The organism is Mucilaginibacter flavus (assembly GCF_030409315.1).
Lineage (GTDB): Bacteria > Bacteroidota > Bacteroidia > Sphingobacteriales > Sphingobacteriaceae > Mucilaginibacter > Mucilaginibacter flavus.
In genome coordinates this window covers 1-17683 of sequence record NZ_JAUFPS010000097.1, presented here as the reverse complement: position 1 = coordinate 17683, position 17683 = coordinate 1, and the positions used below count along the sequence as shown (strand labels likewise).

Here is a 17683-nt window from a genome sequence, read left to right as displayed (position 1 = left end):
AAAAGCCAGGCATCAAGGTTTATAATTGGATAAGTGTTTACTTACAATTTAGCGATATCAAATGAGGTAGAGTCGGCAGCTATCATATTTAACGGTGCGGTTTCGTCAAGGTATTTTGAGTTATAGCGTTCATCGTTACCATTAATAAAGATAACCGATTTACCCTGAATGGTGTTAATTACAAAATCGGCAACCTCGGGAGCCACTGCCGGGCATCCAAAACTACGACCGACGTGGCCCTGCTGATTTATGGCCCGCTGACCAACATAGTTTGCAGCATGCACAACAATGCTGCGCATACGGGCGCTGATGTTAAAGCCTTCATCTAAACCATCCAAACGTAATGAACGGCCGTGTTTGCCCATGTACACATCATCGGTAAGGTAAAAACCAAGGCTGCTTTGGTGCGAATCGTTGCGGTCAGAAAATTTGTCTGCCATTTCCATTCCACTCCCCTGGCCATGCGCTACCCAGGTGTTTAGGAGTAATTGTTTGCTGAATAAGTTGATGATCCACATGCGTTTTTCGGCGCTTGATTTGTTATAATCAATAACAGTAAGAATAGCACTGTTTTGTGGTAGTTGATGGTTAAGCTTTAAATTGGTGTAGCCTGTAAATGCTTTTTCAAATACATCAAAAGCTAAACCCGATCCTTGTAAATCGGCAGCCTGGTATAAACTGTTAACGTATTGGTTAAATAGTTCCTTAGCAGATAGGGTTGAATTTACCCCTCCATTTGATTTGTTAACACCCGGTGATCTCCAGCTTAGTATAGTTGCTGATAAAAAAAAGATCAACAATGTTACACACCAAAAATATTTCCTCATACTTTGTTTTGAGTTAATTTTTAATCAATTAATAAAAATCAGTAACAGGCTTGGTATTTAGGAATTACCTGGCATTAGGAACCGGGCAATTACAAAAGTATAATTCTTTATTAAAAAAACAATCATTTTAATTAATTTTTTACTAAAATGATAATTTATTACAAGTAAAGTAATTAATACTGACGTATACGTTATGAGGAAAGAAAAGGTTTGGGTTAAATTACTTAACCCATTTAATTTTTGTTTCGAGGGGAATTGTTCTTTTCCCTTCGGGATGCTGATCTGCATAACCAAGGTATAGTACACCCATTACCTGGTCTTCTTCGCGAAGTTGTAAAAACTCTTTCATGCCCGGCTTTAAAATAGCGCCACCTGTACTCCAGAACGAGGCCATATTTAAGGCGGTAGCACCTAATAATATATTTTGTACAGCTGTTGAAACCGCGGCTATTTCTTCAAAGGCAGGTATTTTAGGAAGATCGCCTCGCTGCATAATAGCAATGACCACGTGCGATGCTTTATCGCCCTGGTGTTGTAAGTTACTGTAAACAGTATTGTTAAAATCATCGGCGCTGGTGTTTTGCTTATACAGATCGGCATGCTGCTGGCAAAACTCGGCAGGGTTTTCATAAACTACAAAGCGCCATGGTTCTGTAAAGCCATGCGTAGGCGCCCAATCGGCAAGCTCAAGCAAAGCAGCTATATGACTGTTAGGCGCTTTTTGCCCGTTCATCATATTGGGTTTAATGGTACGACGCGTTTGTATAATGTTTGATATGGTAGCGAAAGTAGTAGAATCCATAGAATTAGTATTTAGTAGTAAGTATCAAGTAGTAAGACAGCTGCAACCAGATCAAAGAAAAAATATCAAGTTTTAAGGATGCTGTAATCAAGATAACTACTGTAGCAAACTCAAAAGAAGTATCAAGTAGTAAGATTTTTTCTCAGCCCAGTGTAGCTGTCTTACTACTTGATACTTACTACTTGATACTAATAAATTGCAGGAAACTTAGCAGGATTAGCTTCACTCATAATAGCGTAAACCGCTTCAACAACATCATCAAAAGATGGTTTGCTAAAGTAATCCCCGTCCGATCCGTAAGGTGGGCGGTGCTCTTTTGCGGTTAGCGTACGTGGCTGGGCGTCTAATGAATAGTAGCCTTTTTGCTCCTCTAAAATTTGCTGAATAATGTAGGCAGATGCACCGCCTGGTACGTCTTCATCAATTACCAATAACTTATTAGTTTTCTTTAATGAAGTACTGCAAACATGTTCTTTATCAAAAGGATATAAAGTTTGAGGGTCAATAACCTCTACGTTGATACCCATATTTTTAAGTTCTTCGGCAGCCTCAAGAACAATACGCAAGGTTGAACCATAGGATACCACTGTAATATCAGAGCCTTCGGTCATGATCTCGGCTTTGCCTAATGGTATGGTAAACTCCCCTACGTTTGAAGGCAACTTTTCTTTAAGGCGATAGCCGTTAAGGCTTTCAATAACCAATGCCGGTTCATCGCCGCGCAGCAGGGTATTATATAAACCGGCGGCCTGGGTCATGTTGCGGGGTACGCAAATGTGAAAGCCACGCATCGATCCTAATATCATACCCAATGGTGATCCTGAGTGCCAGATGCCTTCTAACCTATGTCCGCGGGTACGGATAATTACAGGTGCTTTTTGACCGCCAAATGTACGGTAGCTTAAACTGCCAATGTCATCGCTGATCACGGTCATGGCATAAATGAGGTAATCAAGGTACTGGATCTCGGCTATAGGTCTTAACCCACGCATTGCAAGGCCCATACCCTGCCCTATAATGGCGCTTTCCCTGATGCCACTGTCGGTAATCCTGATGTCGCCATATTTGGCTTGTAAGCCGGCAAATCCCTGGTTTACATCGCCTATGGCACCCAAATCTTCGCCAAAGGCAACAATGGTTTTATCACGGGCAAAATTGGCATCAAAGCAAGCGTTTAGCACTTCACTACCATTGATAGAACGTGCGTCATCACTATAACTAACCGGCACAACAGGCACATAAAGAGGTGATTGTGGCGTATCCGAAAATAATTTTGAGTTATACCTTACGTTGGCTTTGTCCTTTTCAACCTTAAGCAGGTTGGCAAGCATTTGCCTTTCTGTCGAATCCTCTTTTACCGTTGCCCACAATGTTTTCCTCACTGCAGATACAATTTCTTTACGCCCTGCATCATAGCTTTTGCGCAGTTCTGTCGCTATTTCAATAAGTTTATCTTTTACAGAAACGGTTTCGGCAAACTGCTCAATCATGGTGGCCGTTTCTTCCAATTCGGCATTTACTATAGTTACCAGTTCGGCAGCGGCTTCGCGCTGGCAATCACGTACATATTTCCTGGCCTCATTTTCTAACTCGGTGAGTTCCTCTTCGGTAGCAATAGCCGATGATATCATCCACTGGCGCATTTTAAGCAAGCAATCGTGCTCATCCTCCCAGGTTAAACGATCTTTTGATTTGTAACGCTCGTGCGAACCGGAGGTTGAATGCCCCTGTGGCTGCGTCATTTCAATAACGTGGATCAGTACAGGCACATGCTCTTCACGGCATACCGCTATAGCTTTTGCGTAAGTTTCGCATAAAGCGATATAATCCCAGCCTTTAACTTTAAAAATCTCAAAGCCGTTTGAACCGTTTTCGCGCTGAAAGCCTTTCAGTATTTCAGAGATATCCTCTTTGGTAGTTTGCAACTTAGCCGGTACCGAGATGGCATAAGCATCGTCCCATATAGAAATAGCCATTGGCACCTGTAATACCCCGGCAGCGTTAAATACTTCAAAAAATAAACCTTCGGATGTGGCACCATTGCCAATGCTACCAAAGGCAACCTCATTTCCATTAACAGAAAATTGTTTAAGATATTCTAATTCTTTATTCTGACGGTATAGTTTTGACGCGTAAGCCAGGCCCAATAAGCGCGGCATATGACCACCCGTGGTCGAAATATCTGACGAACAGTTCATCGTTTCGGCCTGGTTTACCCAGCTGCCATCGGCATTAACAAAGCGTGTAGCATAGTGACAATTCATTTGCCGGCCAGCCGATGAAGGGTCTTTTTCCACATCGGGGTTGGCATATAACTGCGCGAAAAATTCCTTCAGGTTGCTCATGCCTGTAGCAAACATAAAGGTTTGATCGCGGTAGTAACCGGCACGCCAATCACCCGCGCGAAAAGCCTTAGCCATAGCCAGTTGGGCAACTTCTTTACCGTCGCCAAAAATGCCAAATTTGGCCTTGCCCGTTAACACTTCTTTTCTACCTATAATACTGGCCTGCCTGCTTTCATAGCCAATACGGTAATCATCAATCACAATCTTTTTGAAATCATCAAAACTTAGCTCAGCCGTATCAAATTTGCTGGTAGCACGCATTGTAGTTTCAGGCATATATAATTCTGTTTAGACGGTAAAAGTATAAAATTCTATTTTGTTATTGGAATAGTAACAATTAAAACATGGAGTTTTGACAATAGTTTTGATATTACATTAAACCTTTTATATTTGTGTTAATCAAATATAGCATATGAAAAAGATACTAATGATTTGCGCAGTTATATTAGGCTTTGCCTTTACTGCATCGGCACAAGATAACCAAAAGGCTGAGTTTAAATTTAACGAGGAAAAACACGACTTTGGTAAAGTACCACAAGGTACCCCCGTTACCACCGTTTTTGAATTTACAAACATTGGTAAAGAGCCACTTATATTAACAGAAGTAAGGCCAACATGCGGCTGTACCATTGCCGATTATACCAAAACACCGGTAAAAAGCGGCGATAAAGGCACCATAAAAATTACCTATAACGCGGCTGTTGCATCGGCTTTTAACAAAACTATTGTTGTTAAATCAAACGCTGTAACGCCCGAAAAATATTTGAATATTATTGGCGAGGTTATAGCTAAACCCGCATCAAGCAAGTAAAAAAAGCTGTAATTAGCCAAAATTCACTTTTGAAAAAAAAGTGAACAAAATAAATAAAGGAAGACCCTCATCGGGTCTTTTTTTGTTTACAGGCATATGGCACACATCAATAGTATCTTTTTACTAATTTTGCATATGCCAAAAATATCTCAAAAAGGGCAGCGCATGCCCGCATCTCCTATTCGTAAATTAACGCCTTATGCTGATAAGGCTAAGCTTGATGGCAAAAAAGTTTACCATTTAAACATCGGTCAGCCGGATATTGAAACGCCCGAAGGCATGCTGAATGCCATTAAAAATATTGATTTTAAAGTTTGGGCCTACACCCCATCCGAGGGTACTTTAAGCTATCGTAAAAAGCTTACAGAATACTATAACAAACTGGGCTATAATATTACTCCGGATAATATTATTGTAACTACAGGCGGTTCAGAAGCGATCAACATAGCCATGATGGCCACCCTTGATGCCGGCGATGAGGTAATTATTCCCGAACCGTTTTATGCCAATTATAACGGCTTTGCCAGCCAGAGCGATATTGTGGTAAAACCTATATTATCGTACATAGATAACGGGTTTGCCTTGCCCCCTATCAGTGAATTTGAAAAGCTGATCACTGATAAAACCAAGGCTATCATTATTTGTAATCCCAATAACCCAACAGGTTACCTGTACTCGCAGGAAGAATTAGACGCGTTAAAGGTACTGGCTTTAAAATACGACCTGTACATTTTCTCGGACGAAGCTTATCGTGAGTTTTGCTATGATGGCCGCAGCTTTATTTCACCAATGCACCTGGATGGATTGGATGATAATGTAGTAGTGATGGATACTGTAAGTAAACGTTACAGCGCCTGCGGTGCCCGCTTAGGCTGCATGATCACCAAAAATAAGCAATTGATCTCGGCCGCGTTGAAGTTTGCCCAGGCCCGTTTAAGCGCAGGCATGGTTGAACAAATTGCGGGAGAGGCCGCTGTTGATACACCGGATAAATATTTTGAAGCTGTAAATAAAGAATACACCAGTCGCAGGGATACATTGGTAAACGCTTTAAATAATATCGACGGCGTTTATTGCCCTAACCCGGGTGGTGCCTTTTATGTGGTAGCACAACTACCTATTGATAATGCCGATAAGTTTTGCCAGTGGATGCTGGAAAGCTTTACCCATAACAACCAAACCGTGATGATGGCCCCTGCAACCGGTTTTTACAGCACACCAGGTGCAGGTTATAATGAGGTACGCATGGCTTACGTACTTAACAATGACGATTTGAAAGCCGCCATGGTTTGCTTGGATGAAGCCTTAAAAGTTTATCCCGGCCGCACAGTTAGCAGTGAGCATCTTGCAATTGGCAAATAAAAACTTCCAATTTATATTATATAAGCCTTCAAATTATATTGAAGGCTTTTTTTGTGGATTATTTACGTAGAATCTAATAATTAATTCCACAAATCATATAAATACCACACTGATAAACAAAACATTAGCTTTACGCTTTGTGCATTCTGCTTTTAGCTTCAATTTACTCAATACGTTTCAACATAATTGATAATAAACCGGGCCAGTTGCTCCTGCTCGGCAATGGTTAGCACTTCTCCATCGTAAATCCAGTAACCTTTTGCATCAAATAAAATGCGCCCAAGGTAATCGGGATCATTTTCATAAGCGATGTACAGCTCATAACTCAATACAGCTTCATTAGTCTTTAAATCGGGAATTACCCGCACTACTTCATCAGGCCCGTTTCTGCGTTTAATCCAGGCCTTTGCTTCTTTGATCAGATAGGTATTGTTAATCATGATAAAACAAAGGTGTAAATTATTTTGTAAGTTTTTACATAAAATGCTAAAAATATTAGCATAACTTTACACTTCAAAAATCAGTGATCATGTCCCCAAGCAAGAATGATATTATAAGCCGGCTGCAAAAGGATATTTTGCTATGGCAGGGCTTTAGCGCGCCGGCGGCGGGCAAGGCTAAAGGTATCGGCCTTGGCCCCTTAGAAAACGCTTTTCCTAATGGGGTTTTTCCAACCGGCACCATCCATGAAATGCTTTGCCCGGCGCCAGAGCAATCGGCAGCAACCGCGGGGCTGCTGGCTGGTATTTTGGCCAGCTTAATGCAACATGGCAGTGTATGTCTTTGGATAAGCACCTCAAGAAAGCTTTTTCCGCCGGCATTAATTGGCTTTAATGTACAGCCCCACCAGGTTATATTTATAGATGTACAACAGGAAAAAGACGCCCTATGGGCCATGGAAGAAGGCTTAAAATGCGAAGGTGTAGCGGCAGTAATAGCCGAGATAAGAGAAATCAGCTTCGCGCAATCGCGCCGTTTACAGTTGGCTGTTGAAAGCAGCAAGGTTACCGGCTTTTTACTGCGCAATGACCCGCGTAAGCTGGGTACTACTACCTGCGTGGCCCGCTGGCAGGTATCGCCCCTGCCAAGCCAGGTTGAGGATGAATTGCCCGGAGTTGGATTTCCGTGCTGGCAAGTGGATTTGTTACGGGTACGTAATGGCAACCCGGGCAGCTGGCAATTACAATGGCTTGATGATGGTTTTGTAGCTGTAGATGAACAACAAACAGAAACTTTATTGGATAATAACCGGATGGCAGGCTAATGTGATATAAGATGAATAAGCGCTTTGTTTCTTTATGGTTTAGGCATTTACTTACCGATTGGTTAACACTACGGCAGCCGGAATTAAAGGACTTACCTTTTATTCTGACTACCCCAGTGCACAACCGTGTAGTAGTAACCGCCACCAATTTACTGGTTGAAATACAAGGCGTAACAATGGGTATGCCCGCGGCAGATGCGAAGGCTATTGTGCCGGGATTAAAGATTATTGAAGAAACTCCCGGCCAGGCAACAAAGCTGATTAAAGCGCTTGGCGAATGGTGCATACGCTACTCGCCGCTTGTGGCTGCCGATATGCCCGATGGCCTTATACTTGATGTATCGGGCTGCGTGCATTTATGGGGTGGCGAGCATGCTTACCTTAAAGAAATTGTTACCCGCTTAAGAAGTAAAGGTTATGATGTACGCGGTGCCATGGCCGATACCGCCGGAACAGCCTGGGCCATAGCACGCTTTGGCAAAATAAAACCAATTATTGCCCCCGGCATGCAGGCAAACGCGTTGCTCTCCCTTCCTCCTGCCGCTTTACGTTTAGATGCTATTATTTTAGAGCGACTGCAAAAACTGGGCTTCTACACTATAAAAAACTTTATAGATATGCCCCGGTCTGTATTACGGAGGCGCTTTGGGCAGGAGTTATTAACGCGTATTGACCAGGCATTAGGCAATGAATTTGAGCCACTTGAGCTTTTGTGCCCCATTGAACCCTATACAGAACGGCTTCCCTGCCTGGAGCCTATCCGTACGGCCACCGCTATTGAAATTGCCATTAAAACTTTACTGGCAAACCTTTGCGCACGTTTACAAAGCGAGGGCATGGGCATCCGTACGGCTGTTTTAAAATGCTACCGGGTAGATGGCCGGGTTATACAGGCAGATATTGGAACCAACAAAGCCACACATCATACCGGGCATCTTTTTAAACTGTTTGAATTAAAAATAGCCACCATTGCCCCCGGCTTAGGCATCGAACTTTTTACTATGGAAGCGCCAAAAGTAGAAGAAGTTGAACCAGAGCAAGAAGTACTATGGTCGCCTGAGGGTTGCAGTCTTGAAGATGCCGGCCTTACCGAGTTGTTAGATAAACTTGCTAATAAACTTGGCGCAGGCAATATTCGGCGGTATCTGCCCCAGGAGCGTTACTGGCCCGAGCAATCTATTAAACCGGCATTATCCATAAAAGATAAACCCGCAACTACCTGGCGCACCGGCAGACCACGCCCGTCATTAATACTTAACCGCCCCGAAAAGATTAAAGTTACTTTTAGGCTGCCCGACTACCCGCCAATGTTATTTATCTACAAAGGCATGGTTCACCATATAAAAAAAGCGGATGGCCCGGAACGGATAGAACGGGAATGGTGGGTTGATAATGGACTGCACCGGGATTATTATATGGTTGAAGATAATGAAGGACGGCGTTACTGGCTATTCCGGTCGGGCCATTATACCGATGCGGAATCGGCCTGGTATTTACATGGTTATTTTGCTTAGCGCTTAAATGAACAGTGATAATATTTAAAAAATCAAGAATTTATATAAATACCATTATAGAATAAAACAATGTATAGGTCAGCGCAGACGACTCACCCCGACGAGGCTACGCCCGTCTTCCCCTCTCTCCGACTGCGTCGCATAGAGGGGGTGGGAAGATTCGGTCTTATTTTTTCCTCAACCCTCTTTGCGGCTTGCCGGAGAGAGGGTGGTCCAGCGAAGCGTAGACCGGGTGAGTCGTTGCCAGCGTTCATGAAAATGCCTGGGGAAACACAATATGTCACAAGTATATACCTAATGGATACTTAATAACAGGTGTATAGGTGCTCAATAAGGGTATAAAAATTTGAAGGAAATTTAAGCAGGTTATTATTTATGTACTACGCGGAATTACAGGTTACCAGCAATTTTACCTTTATGCGGGGCGGGTCGCATCCCGAGGAGCTGGTATTGCGCGCTGAAGAATTAGGATATACTAAAATAGCCATTACTGATTGCAACAGTGTTGCCGGGGTAGTACGCGCGCATATAGCCGCCCGCGGCAAAAACATAAAGATAATCCCGGCCTGCCGGCTTGATCTGTTGGATGGCCCCAGCCTGTTGGCTTATCCTACAGATATAACCGCGTGGGGGCGCTTATGCGCCCTGCTATCTAAAGGAAACCTCCGTACCGAAAAAGGCAAATGCGAATTATACAAGCACGATGTATTTGAACACCGGCAGGATATTAAGTTTATCCTTATTCCGCCGCCTGCACTAAATAGTCGTTTTGATTTTGATGACGACTTTAAAAACGCTGTAACAGAATATAAAACCGTGTTGGGTACAAACCTTTACCTGGCCGCAAGCCGATCATACGCCGGCGACGACACCAAAAGGTTTTACAGGCTGCAGCAACTAAATGTGCCAATGGTAGCCACCAATGATGTGTATTACCATGAGGCTGCCCGGCGGGAATTACAGGATATACAAACCTGTGTGAGGGAAAAATGCACCATTTACAATGCCGGTTTTCGCCTGCATGCCAATGCCGAAAGATACCTAAAACCAATAGATGAATTAGAGCGCTTATTTAGCCCATATGCCGGCGTACTTGAACGCACGCAGGAAATTGCCGATGCCTGCCATTTTTGTTTAGATACCCTCAAATACCTTGAACCCGAATGGATAAGCCCAGATGGGCGCACCGCCGATGAGCACCTGGCGCAACACACCTGGGATGGCGCTAAAAAAAGATTTGGCGAAATACCTGAAGAACAAAGAGCACAAATACAATTTGAGCTTAACTTTTTTAAGAAAAGAAAGCTTGCGCCTTATTTTTTACGAATTTACGAATACACCCAAAAAGCCGAGGAATTGGGCATTTTACACCAGGGGCGTGGTTCGGCGGCTAATTGCACGGTTTGTTTTTGTTTGGGTATTACTCCGGTTGATCCTACCCAATCCAGGTTACTGTTTTCGCGCTTTATGTCAGATGCCCGGGATGAATGGCCCGATGTGGATGTTGATTTTGAGCATGAGCGCCGGGAAGAAATTATCCAGTGGATATATGAAACTTACGGGCGCGAACACGCGGCGATTGTAGCCACCGTAACCCAGGAAAGGCATAAAGGCGCTATCAGGGACGTAGGTAAAGCCATGGGGCTATCGGAAGACACCATTAAACGACTTGCCGGTGTTATATGGGATTATACCGATGAAGCTTTTGATCGTGAACGCATTATAGGCCAGGGCCTTAACCCGGATGATCCGCACCTGCATAAAACGTTGGTGTTAACAGATCAGATGATTGGTTTCCCCAGGCAGCTGGGCCAGCATACTGGTGGTTTTGTAATTACGCAATGCAAACTATCAGACCTGTGCCCGGTAATGAACGCCCGCATGGAAGACCGCACCCAACTGGAATGGAATAAAGATGATTTAGAAGCTTTGGGCATTTTAAAAGTAGATGTACTGGCATTAGGCATGCTTACCTGTATCCGCAAAGCATTTGATTTGATGGAACAGCATCACAATTACCCTTTAACGCTGGCCACCGTACCCGCAGAAGATCCGGTGGTGTATGATATGATCTGTAATGCTGATACCCTGGGCGTTTTTCAGATAGAAAGCCGGGCCCAAATGTCAATGCTGCCCCGTTTAAAGCCAAGAGAGTTTTATGATCTGGTGATTGAAGTGGCCATTGTTAGGCCAGGGCCTATACAGGGAGATATGGTTCATCCCTATTTGCGCAGACGTGATGGTATTGAAAAGGAAGAATATCCACATGAGGAATTAAGGGAGATACTTGGCCGAACTAAAGGTGTTCCCTTATTTCAGGAGCAGGCTATGGAAATAGCTATTGTGGCCGCGGGATTTACACATGCCGAGGCCGATCAGTTACGCCGCAGCATGGCTACTTTTAAAGCCAAAGGTTTGGTAAGCAATTTCAGGGATAAGCTGATTCATGGAATGACTAAAGATGGAAAGTACACCGAAGCTTTTGCCGCCCGCATTTTTAAGCAATTAGAAGGTTTTGGAAGTTATGGTTTCCCCGAAAGCCATGCAACATCATTTGCGCATTTGGTATACATATCATCCTGGCTTAAATGCCATTACCCCGATGTTTTCGCGGCCGCATTGCTCAATAGCCAGCCCATGGGTTTTTATCAGCCTGCGCAAATTGTTATTGATGCAGAAAGGCATGGTGTTATAGTACGCCCCGTGGATGTAAATAATTCTTTTTGGCATAACACTTTAGAAGAAAAAGTAGGCAAGTACTGCGCTGTACGCCTGGGTTTTAGGCAGGTAAAGGGATTAAATGAAGATGATATGCAGGCTTTAATTGCAAGGCGTGGTAAGGGTTACCAGAGCATCAGTGAATTAAGCAATGCCGGCATACCGCAGGCCGCCATTGAAAAACTTACCGATGCCGACGCTTTTCGTTCCATGAACCTTAATCGTCGTGAAGCTTTATGGGAAGTACCTGCGCTTAATGATAAACCTATTGGCCTATTTGCCGGCCAGCCATCAGAAAGCGCGATGGAAACACAGGTGAATTTACCGCTTATGACTCCGGCAGAGCATGTGATACAGGATTATGCCGCAACCGGTCTTTCACTCAAAGCGCACCCGGTAAGTTTTGTAAGGCAACAACTAAATATGCTGGGGGTAACTACTACAGCCAACTTAACCAATCTTAAAGATGGCGACCTTGTAAAAGTAGCAGGCCTGGTAACCGTAAGGCAACGACCTGGTACCGCTAAGGGCATCTTATTTATCACTATTGAAGACGAAACCGGCTTTAGCAACCTGGTGGCCTGGGAAAAAATATTTGACCAGTACCGCAAAGAGATTATCCAATCGCGCCTGTTGATGGTTGAAGGGAAGCTACAAATTGAAGGACAGGTAATTCACGTGATCATCAGGCGGTGTTTTAACCTCTCTAAATTGCTACATGGCCTTACCCCTGTTGGCAACGACGATCAACCGGTTATGACCTTGTCCCGTGGCGACGAAACGAGCAAACCTTATCCCAACGGATCAAACAAAGGCCAGGTACAGGAAAGTAAACTTAAAGAGGTCTTTCACAAAGGGCGAAATTTCAAATAAGATTGAGTACCAATTTTTGCCCGATTAAAAAAAATGAAAAAAGTTTAAAATGTTTTCAATCCTCAATCGTCTTCAATATTAAGGACGATGAAATCCCAAGCAGTTTTAAACAAACTGATTTATCAATAAAGTTAACAAAGCAACAACATGAACACTACCATATTTACAACAATCATATCAACAGGTATCCAAACCGGAACCTGGGAAGGAATGGACGATTAAGCAACTATACCTTGTAATATATAACCAATGGATGTTGTTTTAACAACTACTATCCATATCAATAAATCATTTAAACAAAAAGCTATCCTAACCGGGTAGCTTTTTCTATTAACGAAGATATGCCACTATCCTTACTTATTTTGTTAATGTAAAGGATGCCGTTTTACTTTGTTTTGAAAGGTTGCCTGAAAAATCCACAGCTCCAACAGTTATTCTATTATTTTTCAATGCCTGGGTATCATCCATAAAAAAATAACAAAGTGGCGTAAATCCAACCTTTTTACCATCGCTGTAAACGTTATAGCCAAGTACTTTTTTGTTATCTATTGATGCCTTCCAGCTCAATTTTGATGATTTGCCGGTCTTTTCAACTTTAACATTCCGCGGTACAGATGGTGCGGTTTTATCAAGATTTAAACGTCCGATGCAGTTCATTAGCGCCCTTAAATTATGGTACGTCCCCTTCCATATTTGGCCTTTTAAAGCCATTTTATATCCAGGTTGCTTATCTATCCCGCCCTGGTACCAGTCGCCATGTACACTATCAATTAAATAGGTTTGGGTATACTGCCACAACATTTTAAACTTATCAAAATATTTGTGGCTATCATCCGGATATTGATCTGCCATCATGAGTAGCGCGTTTAGGCCTTCGGCCTGTGCCCACCAGTTTTTGGTATCGGCAATAATAGTTATGCCCGGTTTATCTTTAAAGTAATACCCCTCATCGTAAAAACCACCAATCTTATTATCCCATCCATTTTCCAATGCATCGTCTACCATTTTTTTGCCAATCTGGAGTGTAGTAGCATCATTTTCAATACCAAGCACCGCGGAAGCTTCCAACAGCAGGTACGCGGTTTCTACATTATGCCCAAATGAAACATGATCGAGCCCATGATGTCTTTTGATAATTGCCTCTGTTGAATCTTTATAAGATACCGGCGTCCAATCGGGTTTAAAAAAAAGTATAAGGTTGCCTTTTTCATTAGTAATAGTATCCCTAACCAATAAAAATAATTCATTTAAACGTTCTTTTACCAAAGGATTTGGCCATACGCTGTATAATTCTGTGAGCGACTCCAGCAAATGAATGGAAGAATTTTGGTCTTTGTAACCAAGTTCGGCGGTCGAACTTACAGTAGCATCCCTCATAATTGGAGTACCATCGCGTTGCATATGTTGAAAATAGCCCTTATAAACGTTATCATGACTGTGCTTCTCCAACCACCAGAAACATTGCTTTGCCAGGTTTAAGGCACTTGTATCGCCAGACGCCTCATAATAAGTTGCAAGCCCGTATATCGCAAACGAATTACCATAGGCCTCTTTAGGTGCAAAGCTGCCGGCCTTCACATTTCCCTGCCTGTCTGTAAAGGTGTAAAAGCCTCCATACTGTTTATCCCACATTGTATTTTTCAAAAACTCAAAACCATGGCGGGCATCTTTTAAATAATAATCTACACCAGGAAACATTTCGGCTGCCTTACTATTGCTCCAAATGTGTCTGGCTTGCGTAACAATCATTTTATCCTGGTTACCTACCGGTTTAAAATCATAAGAAAATGAGCTTAAAAAACCACCATATTCATGATCAACAGATAGCGGGTACCAAGGCTTAAGCAATTGATTCACCATAGATTTCCGCATTTCAACTTCTATTTTTAATTTATCTTGCTGTTTATCTTGTGCGAACAAAATCGTGCTTAAACCGAATACAAGTATTAAAACACCTATTATATACCTATATTTCATATCTATAAAGTGTGTTTTTTATTTAAGATATGATCTGCCGCCAATATCAGGAAAAGGTAATCGGACGTACCGCCGCCTAATACATATTCGCCCTGCTGCCATAAATAGGGCCAGTTTAAAAGTTCAGGAAAATCGGGACGAATGAGCGCCGTACCAGATGTAACGCCGCCGGGAATGTATGACCTATCCGCCCTGTTAAAACCATAGGCCGTTGTCATGGACTTTGCGCCAACACCCGAAACGAACGAAGCGGTATTTGAACCCGGGTGACAGCCTAAAATAAAATCGATAGCGTGCAGCATATAAGTATCTTTAAAAATGGCAGGAAAATTGTCGCACAAAAAATATTGCCTGTAGCCAAAGTTTTGAATTCCCCATCCTGCTCCCCAAATACTGGGTTCATAAGGTACGCCATAAGGAGTTTTAGCTCCCTGCTGTTCTATCTTGGTATACAGCTTTTTAACAGCTTCTGTAATTGCCAGTTGATAAGGCTTATCATTTATCAACCCCATTGTACGGCTTACTAACCAACCTGTGCTTTCAATATCACGGGTAATAGCTCCGGTATTATTTACCAGGTATTGCGCATAAGTATTACCTTTAGTGGTAATCAACAATTCCACAGCTAAAGCCACACGGTGAGATAAAGTTTGATCGGGCGTGGTTTTCCAGATTTCTTCTGCAATTTGCAGGCATTGCGTGGCCAGCGTATCGTTATAACCTTTCATTACCCTGCTCGCTGCCGCCAGGGAAGCTGCTGTTTCTAAAGAACGTCTCGGGTTATCTTCGGTAAATACCCACCTATCATCGGCGGGAGCCGGCACGTTTAATACCCTATTTGTATTTATTTTATTGGTTATGAAAGGCGTATTATCTGTAATATTTGCCGCGTCGCCCAATATGGTATATTGCCTTTTTGTAGGTTCAATAATCCCTCTATAAAAACGCCCCATGGCTTGGTATCCCCCGGTGATGGACAACAACCCGTGTTCAATCTGCTGCAATATATCAGGCTTTCCATCAGGCTGTTGTATTTCTACCACATGATTAACCTGATCTATTGTGGTATTATCATATTTTACGTCAAACGCTTCGTAGGCCAGTGTTAATCCATGTACAGTTTCGGCCTGCGATTCTACCCGGAGATCAAAATCACCGGCGTCATGCCATGCGCCACGGTTAAGCAAAGGCACATTATCGCCGGGTTGATATTTGTTGAGTGTACTATGCCCTTGTATATATCCATCAAAATGGTTTGAATCTGTCGGCGCCATCCGCGCATCATCCATATGGCACAGGCCATGCCATACCCTATATTTTTCATTTACGCGCATGTGGCACATTTGTACCGGCAAAAAGTAAGCTAACGTAGGTTGCCAAACATCTTTGGTAAATACATCGCTGCTAATTTGAAAAGGTTCTGTTTGATAATTACCATAGCGTACCACATACATACCGGGCTGGGTAATCTTAGTAAAATCAAATTGCAAATAATGATATCTTAAAAAGTCGCCCCAATCGGTAGGTATTGTTTTGAGCTCGGTAACAAAACCACCTTTTTCGTCAATGCGCTGCAGAAGCGCCGGTAATCTTCTCTTATCCTTTTTATCTAATTCAATTACCGCTATTTTTTGCTGTAGCGGATGATACCCTACCTGCGATACCTGTACTACCGGCGATGATTGCCAGCCTTCAACGGCGTGGGGAGTAACCAACCATTCGATAGCATTCTTCGTAGCGCCTTTTGCTATTAACGATCGTACCACAAACCAGCCATTATTGTGCTTCGCCCGGCCATCTAATAGCTGAAGATCGCCTGAGGATAGATTTTCAATAGTCATTCGCTGAAGGTCCGACTCTGGCGATATTGTTAGTCTTTTACCGCTTGCGATAGGAACTACCTGGGTTTCGCCATCTTTATCTTTATAGGTTTGTTCACTTGACTGCTGCATAAAAGTGCCAAACTTATTATCCATATAATAAGACTTTCCGAATAGGATGCCCGGGTAAAGCTCAATGTTAAAACCAACTCTCCCTATCCATTCATCGGGCAATGGTTTATCCAGGTCGACTATAATTTTAAATGCTTTACCTTGAGGTTGAACCCTGATAGAATAGGCAAATTTAAGATCTGGATATATGACCGGATTAAAGCCTTTACGGTCAATTTCGGGATTGGGATACTCCATTCTTACGCTGACCTGAGCTTTTGAACGATCAACAATCCGTTTGCCAACTTTAGGTATAGGCGACCACTGACCCGGAGTAGGTTCCAGCCGGATATCACCGTTCGTGGCAACACGTTGCCCGTTTTGAATAATACCTACACCACCCTGATGACCTTCGGGATAAAAATCATGGGCCAACATTACATTTACGCCATAATATTCAAGATATTCCTGTGTGTTTAGCACCATCCCATCTTGTTTTCCGGACACTTGAGCATAGGCCAATCTATTTGACAGGCAATACCCTATCAATAGAATAAGAGTGAATTTAAGTTTCATCAGGTAGTGTTTATAACTGGCAGCGTAATTGATCGCTTCTTTAAATGGCTAAAAATATAAGTAATAGCAATGCAGAAATAATGAGATATTACCATTTTGTTATACATTTTGGCTAATTGTGTAACAATACTGATCTGTTAAAGTGAAGTTTTTGGATATGTAGTTTTGCAAATTGAACTACCCACTACAAGGGGCGTCACTTCCTTTTGTGACAATTTATCGCACATTTACTTCAAAAAGATGGAGATTTTGAAGAGTATACAAAAAAACCTCTCCATATTTAAGGCTGAAAAAAAGCAATAAAATAGTCAGTTTGACACCCTGAGAATCGCTTATACGGGGCAGACGTCTAACAATTATTCTACAAGGCAAGGAAAAGATGTTGTTCATGATTTATTATCCCCCCTTTCTTTATTTTAGGCGTATTAAACCCAGAATTTGGGCAGGAAAAAGATGATTAAGTAGTTATATTGCGGGAGATGAAGAGTTGAGTAGTTTGCAGCATTCAGTTTGCAGTTAGCAAGGCAGGGTTTCCAGCTATGTCCCCACGTTGCCCAATGAACTATTGACCCAGTCAAGGGGATGAAGGAATAGGTATACAAACGCGAAAAGCCCTCATCGATAGATGAAGGCTTTTGCGATAAGATTTGGCACCGACCTACTCTCCCACGTTTTACCGCAGT

At 42.7% G+C, this 17683-nt stretch carries 11 protein-coding genes; 5 read left to right on the top strand and 6 right to left on the bottom strand.

What is annotated here, in order from left to right; translation table 11 throughout:
* Positions 1-41: 41 nt before the first annotated feature.
* From QWZ17_RS28720 to QWZ17_RS28710, 3 genes are all read right to left on the bottom strand, one after another.
* Positions 42-827 (bottom strand): murein L,D-transpeptidase catalytic domain family protein, encoded by a 786-nt coding sequence (locus QWZ17_RS28720; protein WP_290308806.1) that lies wholly within the window; start codon positions 825-827, stop codon positions 42-44.
* 220 nt (positions 828-1047) lie between these two features.
* Positions 1048-1629, bottom strand: coding sequence for a nitroreductase family protein (locus tag QWZ17_RS28715; RefSeq protein ID WP_290308805.1), 582 nt, complete (start codon positions 1627-1629; stop codon positions 1048-1050).
* Positions 1630-1817: 188 nt separating this feature from the next.
* The gene (locus QWZ17_RS28710) at positions 1818-4250 is read right to left on the bottom strand and encodes an alpha-ketoacid dehydrogenase subunit alpha/beta (RefSeq protein ID WP_290308804.1); all 2433 of its coding nucleotides are present in this window, start codon (positions 4248-4250) and stop codon (positions 1818-1820) included.
* A 136-nt stretch (positions 4251-4386) separates the two neighbouring features.
* On the opposite strand from QWZ17_RS28710, the gene QWZ17_RS28705 reads away from it, so the two are divergent.
* Together QWZ17_RS28705 and QWZ17_RS28700 are read left to right on the top strand one after the other, a co-directional pair.
* Positions 4387-4785, top strand: coding sequence for a DUF1573 domain-containing protein (locus QWZ17_RS28705; protein WP_290308803.1), 399 nt, complete (start codon positions 4387-4389; stop codon positions 4783-4785).
* A 135-nt stretch (positions 4786-4920) separates the two neighbouring features.
* The gene (locus tag QWZ17_RS28700) at positions 4921-6147 is read left to right on the top strand and encodes a pyridoxal phosphate-dependent aminotransferase (protein ID WP_290308802.1); all 1227 of its coding nucleotides are present in this window, start codon (positions 4921-4923) and stop codon (positions 6145-6147) included.
* A gap of 167 nt (positions 6148-6314) precedes the next feature.
* Here QWZ17_RS28700 and QWZ17_RS28695 read toward each other — a convergent pair whose 3' ends face one another.
* Positions 6315-6587, bottom strand: coding sequence for a hypothetical protein (locus QWZ17_RS28695; protein ID WP_290308801.1), 273 nt, complete (start codon positions 6585-6587; stop codon positions 6315-6317).
* 89 nt (positions 6588-6676) lie between these two features.
* On the opposite strand from QWZ17_RS28695, the gene QWZ17_RS28690 reads away from it, so the two are divergent.
* The 3 genes from QWZ17_RS28690 (at position 6677) to QWZ17_RS28680 (ending at position 12516) form a co-directional block, all read left to right on the top strand.
* On the top strand, positions 6677-7411 hold the full coding sequence (locus QWZ17_RS28690) for an ImuA family protein (RefSeq protein WP_290308800.1): 735 nt from the start codon (positions 6677-6679) through the stop codon (positions 7409-7411).
* Positions 7412-7422: 11 nt separating this feature from the next.
* Positions 7423-8925, top strand: coding sequence for a Y-family DNA polymerase (locus QWZ17_RS28685; RefSeq protein WP_290308799.1), 1503 nt, complete (start codon positions 7423-7425; stop codon positions 8923-8925).
* A gap of 375 nt (positions 8926-9300) precedes the next feature.
* Positions 9301-12516, top strand: coding sequence for an error-prone DNA polymerase (locus QWZ17_RS28680; protein ID WP_290308798.1), 3216 nt, complete (start codon positions 9301-9303; stop codon positions 12514-12516).
* A gap of 357 nt (positions 12517-12873) precedes the next feature.
* On the opposite strand, the gene QWZ17_RS28675 is transcribed toward QWZ17_RS28680, so the two are convergent.
* Entirely contained in the window at positions 12874-14388 is a 1515-nt protein-coding gene (locus QWZ17_RS28675; RefSeq protein WP_290308797.1) for an AGE family epimerase/isomerase, read from the bottom strand.
* A gap of 107 nt (positions 14389-14495) precedes the next feature.
* Positions 14496-17000, bottom strand: coding sequence for a glycoside hydrolase family 9 protein (locus QWZ17_RS28670; RefSeq protein WP_290308796.1), 2505 nt, complete (start codon positions 16998-17000; stop codon positions 14496-14498).
* Positions 17001-17683 lie beyond the last annotated feature (683 nt).

Excerpts from the sequence above, each read along its gene's own strand:
- QWZ17_RS28695 (WP_290308801.1), bottom strand. The coding sequence starts at position 6,587 with ATGATTAACAATACCTATCTGATCAAAGAAGCAAAGGCCTGGATTAAA.
- QWZ17_RS28685 (WP_290308799.1), top strand. The coding sequence starts at position 7,423 with ATGAATAAGCGCTTTGTTTCTTTATGGTTTAGGCATTTACTTACCGAT.
- QWZ17_RS28715 (WP_290308805.1), bottom strand. The coding sequence starts at position 1,629 with ATGGATTCTACTACTTTCGCTACCATATCAAACATTATACAAACGCGT.
- QWZ17_RS28700 (WP_290308802.1), top strand. The coding sequence starts at position 4,921 with ATGCCAAAAATATCTCAAAAAGGGCAGCGCATGCCCGCATCTCCTATT.
- QWZ17_RS28705 (WP_290308803.1), top strand. The coding sequence starts at position 4,387 with ATGAAAAAGATACTAATGATTTGCGCAGTTATATTAGGCTTTGCCTTT.
- QWZ17_RS28710 (WP_290308804.1), bottom strand. The coding sequence starts at position 4,250 with ATGCCTGAAACTACAATGCGTGCTACCAGCAAATTTGATACGGCTGAG.
- QWZ17_RS28680 (WP_290308798.1), top strand. The coding sequence starts at position 9,301 with ATGTACTACGCGGAATTACAGGTTACCAGCAATTTTACCTTTATGCGG.
- QWZ17_RS28690 (WP_290308800.1), top strand. The coding sequence starts at position 6,677 with ATGTCCCCAAGCAAGAATGATATTATAAGCCGGCTGCAAAAGGATATT.
- QWZ17_RS28675 (WP_290308797.1), bottom strand. The coding sequence starts at position 14,388 with ATGCGGAAATCTATGGTGAATCAATTGCTTAAGCCTTGGTACCCGCTA.
- QWZ17_RS28670 (WP_290308796.1), bottom strand. The coding sequence starts at position 17,000 with ATGAAACTTAAATTCACTCTTATTCTATTGATAGGGTATTGCCTGTCA.
- QWZ17_RS28720 (WP_290308806.1), bottom strand. The coding sequence starts at position 827 with ATGAGGAAATATTTTTGGTGTGTAACATTGTTGATCTTTTTTTTATCA.